The sequence below is a fragment of the Paenibacillus sp. AD87 genome, from assembly GCF_001659845.1.
Classification (GTDB): Bacteria; Bacillota; Bacilli; order Paenibacillales; family Paenibacillaceae; genus Paenibacillus; species Paenibacillus marchantiae.
Window position 1 is genome coordinate 1,226,020 of sequence record NZ_LXQN01000007.1, and the last position, 12,225, is coordinate 1,238,244.

11 protein-coding genes are annotated in these 12,225 nt (G+C 45.2%); all 11 read left to right on the forward strand.

The features are described from left to right. The 11 genes from xseA to gpAD87_RS05630 all read left to right on the forward strand — a co-directional run bounded on the left by xseA (position 1) and on the right by gpAD87_RS05630 (position 12,172). On the forward strand, positions 1 to 1,365 hold the full coding sequence (xseA, locus tag gpAD87_RS05580) for an exodeoxyribonuclease VII large subunit (protein ID WP_082935011.1): 1,365 nt from the start codon (positions 1 to 3) through the stop codon (positions 1,363 to 1,365). Beyond that, positions 1,355 to 1,612, forward strand: a complete 258-nt coding sequence (xseB, locus tag gpAD87_RS05585) for an exodeoxyribonuclease VII small subunit (protein WP_064636747.1) — start codon at positions 1,355 to 1,357, stop codon at positions 1,610 to 1,612. The genes xseA and xseB overlap by 11 nt, the downstream gene beginning before the upstream one ends. Beyond that, entirely contained in the window at positions 1,605 to 2,510 is a 906-nt protein-coding gene (locus gpAD87_RS05590) for a polyprenyl synthetase family protein (RefSeq protein ID WP_064636749.1), read from the forward strand. Before xseB ends, gpAD87_RS05590 begins: the two co-directional genes overlap by 8 nt. A 281-nt stretch (positions 2,511 to 2,791) precedes the next feature. Next, entirely contained in the window at positions 2,792 to 4,699 is a 1,908-nt protein-coding gene (gene dxs / locus gpAD87_RS05595) for a 1-deoxy-D-xylulose-5-phosphate synthase (protein ID WP_064636751.1), read from the forward strand. Between the two features lie 68 nt (positions 4,700 to 4,767). Next, positions 4,768 to 5,613 carry a TlyA family RNA methyltransferase gene (locus gpAD87_RS05600; RefSeq protein WP_064636753.1) on the forward strand — a complete coding sequence of 282 codons (846 nt, stop codon included), beginning with the start codon at positions 4,768 to 4,770 and terminating at the stop codon, positions 5,611 to 5,613. 81 nt (positions 5,614 to 5,694) lie between these two features. Further along, entirely contained in the window at positions 5,695 to 6,183 is a 489-nt protein-coding gene (locus gpAD87_RS05605) for a hypothetical protein (RefSeq protein WP_231952450.1), read from the forward strand. Positions 6,184 to 6,313: 130 nt separating this feature from the next. Continuing rightward, positions 6,314 to 6,763 carry a transcriptional regulator AhrC/ArgR gene (ahrC, locus tag gpAD87_RS05610; RefSeq protein ID WP_063565708.1) on the forward strand — a complete coding sequence of 150 codons (450 nt, stop codon included), beginning with the start codon at positions 6,314 to 6,316 and terminating at the stop codon, positions 6,761 to 6,763. A gap of 57 nt (positions 6,764 to 6,820) precedes the next feature. Continuing rightward, complete coding sequence (recN, locus tag gpAD87_RS05615) at positions 6,821 to 8,539, forward strand: DNA repair protein RecN (protein WP_064636757.1); 1,719 nt, start codon at positions 6,821 to 6,823, stop codon at positions 8,537 to 8,539. 120 nt (positions 8,540 to 8,659) lie between these two features. Next, the gene (gene spoIVB, locus gpAD87_RS05620) at positions 8,660 to 9,991 is read left to right on the forward strand and encodes a SpoIVB peptidase (protein WP_064636759.1); all 1,332 of its coding nucleotides are present in this window, start codon (positions 8,660 to 8,662) and stop codon (positions 9,989 to 9,991) included. A 192-nt stretch (positions 9,992 to 10,183) separates the two neighbouring features. Further along, positions 10,184 to 10,999, forward strand: a complete 816-nt coding sequence (gene spo0A / locus gpAD87_RS05625; RefSeq protein WP_063565711.1) for a sporulation transcription factor Spo0A — start codon at positions 10,184 to 10,186, stop codon at positions 10,997 to 10,999. Between the two features lie 315 nt (positions 11,000 to 11,314). Further along, positions 11,315 to 12,172 (forward strand): EAL domain-containing protein, encoded by an 858-nt coding sequence (locus gpAD87_RS05630; protein ID WP_064636762.1) that lies wholly within the window; start codon positions 11,315 to 11,317, stop codon positions 12,170 to 12,172. Positions 12,173 to 12,225 lie beyond the last annotated feature (53 nt).

Here is a 12,225-nt window from a genome sequence, read left to right on the forward strand (position 1 = left end):
GTGGCAGATCAAAAGATCTATTCCATCAAAGACCTGAACCGATACATCCGGATGAAGCTAGAATCGGATCAGGTACTGTCGGATGTATGGCTGCGCGGAGAGATCTCCAATTTTACACATCACTCCAGCGGTCATATGTATTTTACATTGAAGGATAAGGACAGCCGAATTAAGTCCATTATGTTTGCTTCCCATAATCAACGATTGCCCTTTGTACCGAAAGAGGGTGCAAGGGTTATTGCTCGTGGTAATGTTTCGGTGTATGAGCGGGATGGACAATATCAATTCTACGCTACACACATGCAACCGGACGGTATTGGAAGTCTGTACTTGGCCTATGAGCAGCTGAAAAAAAAGCTGGAGGACGAGGGACTGTTCTCTACATCACGGAAAAGGCAGATTCCCCGTTTTCCACAGACGATTGGTGTGGTAACCTCACCTACAGGTGCAGCGGTAAGGGATATCATGATTACATTGCAACGCAGATATCCTTCTGCCCAAGTGATTCTGTATCCTGTACTCGTTCAAGGTAAAGGTGCGGCTCCTTCTATTGTGAAGGCCATCAACAACCTGAACCGAATGGGTGAAGCCGATGTGCTGATTGTCGGACGAGGCGGCGGATCACTGGAAGAGTTGTGGGCTTTCAATGAGGAGATCGTGGCAAGAGCGATTGTGAGTTCGGCCATTCCAGTGATATCAGCCGTTGGGCATGAAACGGATTTTACGATTGCCGATTTTGCTGCTGATCTACGTGCGGCAACACCTACGGCTGCTGCCGAACTGGCAGTACCCAATCGAGCTGAGTTGCTTGATCAGATCGCTCAGCGCCAGCGTCAGCTTCAGCACAGTTTACGTCAGCGTGCTGTTCATAATCGCGAGCGACTGGCCAGATTGCAACGCTCACCTGTGCTTGTGCATCCCAGACGTACCTTAATGCAGCATACGGAGCGACTGGATATGCTGCAACAACGTCTTCTGCGAACTGTAGATACACGTATGAAATGGACAACCGAGAAACAGGAGCGTTTGCGTGCAGCGCTGCAACGATTCAATCCTCGTGAACAGGTGAATGCAGCAAGACGGGAGAATGCATCGGCCCGGCGTCAACTGGAGGTTGCAATCCGATCCATTGCGAGAGAGAAGCAGCAACAGTGGAAATCATCTGTACGTCATTTGGATGCGCTTAGCCCCCTCAAAGTTATGTCACGCGGATACAGCCTTGTCTATGACGAACAGGAGCAACGATTGATCAAATCGATGAAGGATGTACAGCCTGGAGATTCGATAAAGATTAAATTAACAGATGGACAGTTGGACTGTCAGGTTTGGGGAATGAAGGAGGACGACAATACCCATGGCGAATGAACCGGAATTGAATTTTGAAGAGGCAATGGCGGCATTGGAAGACATCGTAAGTCAGCTTGAGCATGGTGATGTTCCACTGGAACAGGCCATCGATTTGTTTCAGCGCGGAATGAAACTTTCTCAACTTTGTGGTTTGAAGTTGGAACAAGTGGAACGTAAGATCGAGATGATCGTAGAAGAGGATGGGGAACTTCGCAAGAAACCGTTCGGCGCTGCCGTCGACGAAAGTGGTGAAGTCAATGAGTAATCGTCCTTCGTTTGAAACGTATCTTGAGGAAGTCACAGCTGAGGTGACGGGAGAGTTGCAGCAGACTCTTCCTGTTCACTGGGATGTGCCTCAGTCACTGGCTGACGCGATGCAGTATTCACTTATGGCCGGGGGCAAACGCCTTCGTCCACTTCTGGTCGTTGCTGCGGCGGAAGCATTCGGTGCACAGCGTACAGCTGCATTGCCGGTAGCCTGCGCCGTGGAGATGGTTCATACGTATTCGTTGATCCACGATGACCTGCCTGCCATGGATAATGACGACTATCGCAGGGGAAAATTAACGAATCACAAAGTATTTGGTGAAGCGACAGCTATATTGGCTGGCGATGCACTTTTAACGCACGCTTTTTATAGTATTGTTCAGGCAGGTCGTCGCAGCGGCGTGTCAGCAGACGCATTGTTGTCCATTGTAGAGGAATTGTCTGAACTGGCTGGGGCAAGAGGCATGGTTGGCGGACAAGTGGCTGATATGGAAGGCGAGCAGGGCATGACAGATCTTGCCCAATTGCAATATATTCATCTGCACAAGACCGGAGATTTAATTGTGTTTTCTCTCATTGCGGGCGCACGTATTGGTGGTGCGACAGACGGACAGTTGGAGGCGCTGCGCGTATTTGGCAGAGACCTGGGGCTGGCTTTCCAGATTCAGGACGATATTCTAGATCTGACGGGTGACGAGCAGAAAATGGGCAAGAAGACGCAAAGTGATGTGAATCAGCAAAAGGTTACATACCCTTATTTTATTGGTATGGATGCCTCTGTTCAAGAGGTGAAGTCCCTCACGCAATCTGCGAAAGATGCACTTGGCAGAGCGGAGTTACCTGACCCTTCGAGACTGATGGAGATTGCAGATTATCTGATGAGTCGAGATCATTAGTTTTGGTTGAGCGTCACTGTTTCAAATCACCCAGAATCGTGTAATCAATTTAATGTGCTTTTTCTGGGCTTCATGAAGAGAGTCTGTTCCAAGTGGGTTTGGGAATACATATTGAGGAAGATCATACGAACCTTGCTGGCGAAAATGCTCGTTATCAGGAGTATAGTGCCGTAAATTATGATTCTTGTTCTTTTATGTTATAATGTTTTAATGTCATTTAATAAACTGTGTATATATGGATTACACCAAATCAAACAATCTAGGAAAGCGGGGAGATTCTCGTGCTGCTTCCACAAATTAAACAACCCAGTGATCTAAAGTCGATGTCTCAGGATGATCTCGTTCTTTTGTCGGCAGAGATCCGGCAGTTTCTGATTGAGAAGCTGTCCGTTACAGGGGGCCATCTCGCACCCAACTTAGGAGTGGTTGAGCTCACGGTAGCCCTGCATTACTGCTATAACAGTCCTGTGGACAAAATGATTTTCGATGTAGGGCATCAGGCTTATGTGCACAAAGTTCTAACGGGACGGATGGATCGCTTCGATACACTTCGTCAGCATAATGGCTTGTGTGGATTTGTTAAACGTAACGAGAGTGAACATGATGTATGGGAAGCGGGCCACAGCAGCACATCGTTATCTGCTGCGATGGGCATGGCGCTTGCCCGTGATCTTAAAGGTGAAGACAATCAGGTTATCGCGATGATCGGGGATGGAGCGCTTACAGGTGGTATGGCCTTTGAAGCTCTCAATCACATTGGTCATGAGCAGAAAAAGCTGATGGTTATCCTCAATGATAATGAAATGTCCATTGCTCCGAATGTCGGGGCTATGCATAAATATTTGAGCAAAATTCGTTCGGATCGCCATTATTTGAAAGCCAAGGATGACGTGGAAGGAATGCTCAAAAAAATTCCTGCCATAGGGGATCGTTTGGCCAAATCGGCGAGCTGGATTAAAGATAGTGTCAAATACATGATGGTTCCAGGAGTTCTGTTCGAAGAGCTGGGCTTCACCTATTTGGGACCCATTGATGGACACGACATTCCGAAGTTAATTGAAACGTTCAAACAGGCGGATAACGTCGATGGTCCTGTAATGGTTCATGTACTGACAACCAAAGGTAAAGGCTATCAGCCAGCTGAGGCCGATTCACACAAATGGCACGGAATTTCTCCGTACAAAATTGAATCAGGTCAAGTGCTTAAGGCTGTAGGCAAACCGATGTATACGGAAGTGTTTGGTAAAACGTTGATTGATCTTGCCAAGCAGGATAAACGAATTGTAGCGGTAACACCAGCCATGCCAACAGGTTCAGGCCTCATCCCTTTCAGTAAGGAATTCCCTGATCGCATGATTGACGTGGGTATTGCCGAACAGCATGCAGCAACTATGTGTGCAGCACTGGCAATGGAAGGGTTGAAGCCGGTATTTGCCGTCTATTCGACGTTTATGCAACGTGCGTATGATCAGATTGTACATGATATTTGTCGTCATAATGCCAATGTCATGTTCGCCATTGACCGTGCCGGATTTGTCGGTCCAGATGGTGAAACGCATCAAGGTGTGTACGATGTGGCGTTTATGCGTCATATTCCGAATATCGTTCTGATGATGCCTAAGGATGAGAATGAACTGCGCCATATGATGAAGACGGCGCTTGAATATAATGAAGGCCCGATTGCTTATCGTTATCCACGAAACAATGTTGTAGGCGTGCCCCTTGATGATGAACTCATTCCGATTCCAATCGGTACATGGGAACAGCTTCGTCCATCTGAAGGTTATGCTATCATCGCTTCGGGGTCAATGGTACAGCTTGCTGAAGAAGCTGCAGAGACGGTTAAAAGAGAAGGTATTACGGTTGGCGTAATAAACGCCCGCTTCCTTAAGCCGCTTGATGAGCAGATGCTGCGTGATCTAGCAGTTCGAGGCACGAAGTTAATTGTGCTTGAAGAAGCATCACAAGCAGGCAGTATGGGCAGTGCAGTTCTGGAGTTTTACGCAGAACAAGGGCTGCATGATGTTCATGTACAGCTGATGGGCATTCCGGATCGATTCATTGAACATGGCAGTATTGAGGATCAAAGAGCTGAAGTGGGACTCACGGTCGAGAATGTGAGTTCGGAGCTGCGCAGTATGGCAGCCCAATCTTCATATGGTATGTCCAGAACTCGGTTCCCTTCATAACTGGAACAATCAGAGAAACTGGAACACATTATTGATTAATTAGGATTACTACATGATAGGAGAAAGACATGTCACTCCCGAAAGAACGAATTGATGTTCTGCTGGTTGAGCAGGGATACTACGAAAGTCGTGAGAAGGCAAAAGCTGCAATCATGGCTGGACTGGTATATGCCAACAATGAGCGGATTGAAAAAGCGGGTATGAAGATTCCACGGGAAGCCGAACTTAAAGTGAAAGGTTCAGTACATCCCTATGTCGGTAGAGGCGGATTAAAGCTTGAAAAAGCCATCCGTCACTTCGATCTCGATATGAATGGACTTGTAATGCTCGATATCGGTTCATCCACTGGTGGATTTACCGATTGTGCCCTGCAACATGGTGCATCTCATGTATATGCCATCGATGTAGGTTATAACCAGCTGGATTGGTCACTCCGTAATGATGAACGGGTTACTGTAATGGAAAGAACCAATTTCCGTTATGTGACTCCCGCAGATCTACATGGACATGTGCCGAATTTTGCTAGTATTGATGTATCCTTTATTTCGCTGAGAATTATTTTGCCGCCGTTGCTGGCACTTCTAAAGCAACCGGCAGACATTGTGGCGTTAATTAAACCTCAGTTCGAAGCAGGCCGTGAGAAAGTCGGCAAGTCCGGCGTCGTTCGTGATACTAAGGTTCACAAGGACGTTTTGCAAACGATGCTTCGTTTCGCAAATGAGCTTGGATTAAAGCTAAAAGGTTTAACATTCTCACCAATTACAGGTGGAGAAGGAAACATTGAATTTCTCGCTCACTGGCGTCTGGAAGAACCAGAGGCAACACAACAAGAGAACGTTCAAGCTTCACTTGATGCACTTGCAGATCAAGTTGCAGGGGAAGCTGCCCATACTTTTACAGGAAACTCATCATAGGATGGGTTTCTTTTCGCTGGAAAGGTGACATTCTAAAAGGAAATCGGTTGTCGAATCTCGAATATGTCTTCGAGGTGAGCGATGATGGATGGGCAATATGACACAATTGTTATTGGTGTACTTGCTGTCTGCTTAATTTTATGGCTGTTCTCTGGCTTTCGGAATTGGGTTAATCGTCCGATTCCAGTAAACTTGTCGGGTATGCAACTGAATTTAGAAATTCAGGATTCACCCGCAGTGGATCTGCTTGAAGCGGAAGGATATGAAGTCATCGGAGGTAAAATGAAAATCCCTTTAGCCTTTGAAGCGGATGAATCCGTTTATTTCAGCAGGCTGTTCATTGATTATGTAGCAGAGCGTGATGAAGAGAGATATCTGGTGAAGACGTCCCGTCGCAGGCAACCTCTTGAACTTACTGGGCCATCCCTGCGAGACCGCTTCCTGTATTATTTATTGTTATATCCCGGCTGTGAAGGGTTGTTGTATGTGGACTTGGAGGAATCGGATATCAAGGTAATCAGGCTCATGGACTATCAGGAAGACGTGTACGATGGAGATGATCTTGACTAAGGGTAGATATAGAACCTGAAGGTTTTTGTTTTTTTATGAAATGAATGAACGTATTGCAGGATGGCAAACTTCAAGGAAATTAGAATTAGCCGTTTTATGCAAAACATTGAAATTTTAACTGGAGGCATGTATGAAAGGACAACGACACATTAAGATACGTGAAATCATTAGTCAAAACGAAATTGAAACCCAGGATGATCTGGTTGAAGCTTTGCGTAAATCCGGATTTCAGGTGACTCAAGCCACTGTATCACGGGATATTAAAGAGCTTCTTTTAATCAAGATTCCCATGGACGATGGACGCTATAAGTATTCGTTGCCTACAGACCAACGATATAATCCGATTCAGAAACTGAAACGTGCTCTCGTGGACAACTTCTTACACATTGATCATACAAACAATCTGGTTGTGATGAAGTGTTTGCCTGGCACAGCTAACTCCATTGCTGCCTTGCTCGATAATATTGAGTGGACGGAAGTGATGGGCACCATCTGTGGAGATGATACCATACTCATTATCTGCCGGACGGAAAGTAACAGCGTGACCGTAATCGAGCGGATTATGGGTTATATTTCCTAGAATATAATGGTTCAAAAACATAATTTCTGAGTGAGTTATCCGGAGGTGTTTTTGCAGATGTTAGTTACATTATCGATTCGTAATCTGGCTGTTGTAGAAGAAGTTGATGTTGTTTTCCACCCGGGATTCCATGTCTTGTCTGGTGAAACAGGAGCGGGTAAATCGATCATTATTGATGCCTTGGGTCTGATTGCAGGTGGACGAAGCTCTGCCGATCTGATCCGTTATGGATGTGAGAAGGCCGAGATGGAGGCTCTGTTTGAAATGGAGCCAAGCCATCCGGTATGGGTAACGTTAGAGAAGCTTGGCATCCATTGTGAGCCGGAGGAGCATCTGGTGATCCGCCGGGAACTGAATACCCAAGGCAAAAGTACATCTCGTATTAACGGCCAATTGGTCAATTTAACGATGCTCCGTGAAGTCGGAGAAAAATTAATTAATATTCATGGACAGCATGAACATCAAAGTTTGTTGCGCGCAGAAAGTCATCTGGGGCTTCTGGATACATACGGGGCAGCAATCATCGGTCCAGTCAAAACGGAATATCAAGAACGCTACAGTAAATTTATTACGGCGGAAAAAGAACTGCGTGCACTTCAGGAATCCAGTCAACGTGCCTATCAATTGCTGGACATGTACCGTTTTCAACTTGAAGAGATTGCAGCTGCTTCTCTAACGCAGGGCGAGGATGAATTACTCGGAGAAGAACGGGTCAAACTATCCCATAGTGAGAAAATGATGGACAGTGTTGCTGGTGCATATGATCTGCTTAGCGGTCAACGTGGGTTAGAAGCTGTAAGTATCGCATTGTCACGAATTGAAGATATATCAGGATATGACAGTAAAGGGCTACAGCCTATTGTTGAACAGCTCCAGTCTGCATTTTATCAGTTGGAAGACGCGACGTTTCAGTTGCGTGATTATCGGGAGAAGATCGAATTTAACCCGGGTAGATTGGAAGAAGTGGAACAGCGACTGAATCTGATTTCTGGCCTCAGACGGAAATACGGCGACAGTGTGGAACTTATTTTGAATTATTATGAACAAATTAGCCATGAAACCGACCAGTTGGAGAACAAGGATGAACGTTTGGAGAAGCTGCGTAATGAACGTGACAAATTGCTAAAATTAGTCATGGAGTCTGCGGAGGAACTCAGCCGGGTTCGTAAACAATGTGCAGAGGAACTTGCAGCGCAGGTGGAAAGTGAGCTGAAGGATCTGCAGATGGAGAGAACGACGTTACGAGTTCAGATTACTCCTTTTGAAGATGCAAAAGGGATCGAATGGAATGGGCGTCGCATTCGCCTTACGCGTCAGGGTGCAGATAATGCGGAATTCCTGATCTCTCCGAATCCAGGTGAGCCTTTACGTCCTCTTGGCAAGATTGCTTCCGGTGGTGAGTTGTCCCGAATGATGCTGGCAATGAAGAGTATTTTCGCACGTCATGACCGGATTCCGGTGTTGATCTTTGACGAGGTGGACACAGGTGTGAGCGGAAGAGCAGCACAATCCATTGCGGAGAAATTATACCGTCTGTCCTCCACTTGCCAAGTTTTCTCTATTACTCACTTGCCACAGGTCGCTTGTATGGCGGATCATCAGTATCTCATCGAAAAGCATGTGTATGACGGACGCACGATGACACAAGTGGAATCGCTGTCAGACGAAGGCAGAGTGAAGGAATTGGCACGTATGCTCGGCGGTGTGGAAATTACAGAAAAAACTCTGCATCATGCACAGGAAATGCTGAATTTGGCGGAAGCCAAAAAAGGGTGAAACGAGCGGCTGGCGTAATGATTGACAGTAATAAAAGCCTGGGGGCGAGGTTATCTTATAGGTACGCAATTGGCGACCACCTTTCGTCAAGCGAAAGAAGCAAAGGGAGTGTGACAGCCATTGAATTCCCCCCTCAGGAAGAAATTGCTAGGTCTTTTATTTGCCTTCTTTCTATGTGTGATCAGCCAGGCCATTCAGCCTGTGCAAAGTTATGCTTCATTGCCTGATGAACTTCAGGTATTTGCAGGCAGGCAGGCTGACGTTCATCTCGCTGTACCGGCTGCTTCAAGCGCTGTTGTGGATCGTCCTGACATCGTCGGTTTTGATGGAAAGGAAACTGCGGTTCACGTAACGAAGCAACAACCTTTGCATCTTCATCCCCAACAAACGGGACATGCCAAATTAACGTTGAAGTTGTGGGGCAAAATTCCGGTAAAAACGGTTAACGTAAATGTGATTCCGGATTTGCGTGTAGTACCCGGGGGACAAACCATTGGCGTTAAAGTAAAATCTGCAGGTATTCTGGTTGTAGGGCACCATCTGGTCCGTTCTGGACAAGATGAACGTGTATCCCCTGGAGAATCAGCAGGCATCAAGCTTGGAGATCTGATTACCCATATGGACGGTAAACGCCTTGATGGTGTATCGGGTGTAGCTGAAGCCGTTGAGTTTGCAGGCAAGAGCAAAAAAGGCATTGATGTCGTATTAAAACGCGGTAAAGAAACGGTCAAAACCCGTTTGACACCGGCCTATGATGCGGAAGACAAAGCCTGGAGGCTTGGATTGTATATTCGTGACTCCGCCGCAGGTGTAGGAACATTAACCTTCTATGCTCCGGATCAAGGCGTATATGGCGCTCTGGGACATGTCATTACGGATATGAACACGCAGACTTCCATCGTTGTCGGTAGTGGTCAGATTGTTCAGTCTAATGTAACGTCAATCTCTAAGAGTGAATCCGGTGATCCGGGTGAAAAACGAGCTCATTTCCTGAAAGAAAGCAAAATTTTGGGCAATATTGAACGCAATACGGCTTTTGGTATCTTTGGTAAAATGTCCGGAAATCCTGAACATAGTTTATATTCAAAAGGGATTCCTGTTGCTTTCTCGCATGAAGTAAAAGAAGGTCCTGCAGAAATTCTCACAGTTGTTGAAGGTCAGCAGGTGGAACGTTTCTCGATTGATATCGTTCACGTAGCAGACCAATCCGAACCAGCGACTAAAGGTCTGGTGCTTCGAATCACAGATCCGAAGCTGCTGGATAAGACCGGAGGCATTGTACAAGGCATGAGTGGCAGCCCCATTGTGCAAAACGGAAAACTGATTGGTGCCGTGACACATGTGTTCGTCAATGATCCGAAATCAGGTTATGGTTGCTTCATTGAGTGGATGTTACAAGATGCAGGAGTCATGATGAAAAAGGAACATGCAAAAAACCTTAAGGCGGGTTAACCTCCTTAAGGTTTTTTTGTCGAATGTAAACATATAATATCGGATAATGAAATAAATTATTTATTATATAGCAATGAGAAAAAAAAATAAAGAAAAATAATTTTCGACAGAAGGAATTTCCTCCCCTGTGTCGAAAATTTAACCTGTAAGGAAATGTACGAAACGATGTTTAAATTAAAGGAGGATACCGTTTTGCAAAAAATTGAGGTATTGCTGGCCGATGATAATCGTGAATTTACGAATTTGCTTGCCGAATATATATCCGAACAGGAAGATATGGAAGTAACCGGAATTGCTTACAATGGAGAAGAAGTGCTGCAGTTGCTGGAGCAGACTCGCGATGTACCGGATGTACTTATTCTGGATATTATTATGCCTCACCTGGATGGACTGGGTGTACTGGAGCGTCTGCGCAACCTGAATCTGTCTCCACAGCCCAAAGTCATTATGCTTACGGCTTTCGGACAAGAGAATATCACGCAGCGTGCCGTGCAACTCGGAGCTTCTTATTACATCCTGAAACCGTTTGACATGGAAGTACTCGCGAATCGTGTACGTCAACTGGTTGGCACGCAAACCACGATCTCCACAGGCGGTGGTGGCGGTTCATCGATGTTTATGAACAAGTCCAACGTGGTGCCGATGGGTAAGCACAAAAATTTGGATGCAAGCATTACGTCCATCATACATGAAATCGGCGTTCCTGCGCATATTAAAGGATATCAGTATTTACGCGAAGCCATCACTATGGTGTATAACAATATCGAAATTTTGGGTGCTATCACGAAAACCTTGTACCCTGCGATTGCCGAAAAGTTCAAAACAACGCCGTCTCGCGTCGAACGAGCCATTCGTCATGCTATCGAAGTGGCTTGGACACGTGGTAACATCGACAGCATCAGCCACCTGTTTGGTTATACCATCAATATCAGCAAGTCGAAACCGACGAACTCCGAGTTCATCGCGATGGTCGCTGACAAGCTTAGAATTGAGAATAAGGTGTCCTGAAAGGATCAGGATTAGTGATCATCTAAACAAATAAATTAAAGTTATTTACACATAAGGAACACCACGTTTTTGTTGAGTCTTTCATGACCAATAAAACGAGGTGTTTTTTTGCGCGAAAAATATGTAAATCATTTTTAGAATAATGAAGCATCCTTTATTGAATAGGAGCGATTGGAATGAATCTTTCTCAGATATATATTTGGAATGGTGAAATTTTTTACAAACTTTTACTTGCAGTTAACGCTTTCTCAGCAAGAAAGTGGTACGATGTGACCACTGACAAGATCATCATTATAGGTATAAAGGATGAATTATATGAAGAGAACGACTTTTTTCAGTAAATACATAAATGAACTATACAATTCTTTGAAATATGTAAATAAATCCCTTCAACAATCTATGCTTAGTTACAGGCAATTCACCGGACTGCAAAAAATTATGCGTAATAAAATGCTTACTACATATTTTCAGCCAATCTTGAATCTGCAGAATGGGAGCTGTCTTGGATACGAAATATTAAACCGTCCTCCCATCTCTAATCTTTTTCCAAATGCAGAATCTTTTTATCAATTCATTGGTCATACGGATCAGGTGTTCACGTTTGAACGCTTCTGTCGTGAGATTTCGATTGAAAGATTCAGAGCCTCTTTAACTACAGAGCGTTATCCCGACAATACCGTCGTTTTTTTAAATATACATCCTCAGGTTTTAGCCGATACCACATACCGCAGTGGAGAAACAATCAGTCTATTGAACAGTTATGGTCTATCCCCTGAGCAAGTGGTCTTCGAGTTAACCGAAAAACAGGCAGTCCAGGACTATGTAGAATTCGAACGTATTCTTTCGAATTATCGCTCACAGGGCTTTCGGATTGCCATTGATGATGCGGGTTCGGGATATAGCAGTCTGAAGGCGATTGTAAGTCTAAAACCAGATTTTATTAAATTGGACAGAGCACTGATTAGTCGAGTGGACACACATTCGGATCAGCAGCACATTGTAAGAATTCTTAAACAATTTGCTGTCGACTCGGGAACGAGTATCATCGCGGAAGGTATCGAGCGTTATGAGGAAATTCAATTTTTGCGACGTGAAGGTATCGAATACGGTCAGGGTTACGCACTTGGAAGGCCTGACACAGTATTAAGGCCATCTCCCTTATCTTTTCCATAGGGGGTAATTAAAGATTTATAAATAGATGGTATGGCTATGTAAAGAGGGAGGCG

Coding starts and splice junctions, on each gene's coding strand:
- gpAD87_RS05605 (WP_231952450.1), top strand. CDS start 5,695: ATGATGGATGGGCAATATGACACAATTGTTATTGGTGTACTTGCTGTC.
- gpAD87_RS05600 (WP_064636753.1), top strand. CDS start 4,768: ATGTCACTCCCGAAAGAACGAATTGATGTTCTGCTGGTTGAGCAGGGA.
- ahrC (WP_063565708.1), top strand. CDS start 6,314: ATGAAAGGACAACGACACATTAAGATACGTGAAATCATTAGTCAAAAC.
- xseB (WP_064636747.1), top strand. CDS start 1,355: ATGGCGAATGAACCGGAATTGAATTTTGAAGAGGCAATGGCGGCATTG.
- recN (WP_064636757.1), top strand. CDS start 6,821: ATGTTAGTTACATTATCGATTCGTAATCTGGCTGTTGTAGAAGAAGTT.
- gpAD87_RS05590 (WP_064636749.1), top strand. CDS start 1,605: ATGAGTAATCGTCCTTCGTTTGAAACGTATCTTGAGGAAGTCACAGCT.
- gpAD87_RS05630 (WP_064636762.1), top strand. CDS start 11,315: ATGAAGAGAACGACTTTTTTCAGTAAATACATAAATGAACTATACAAT.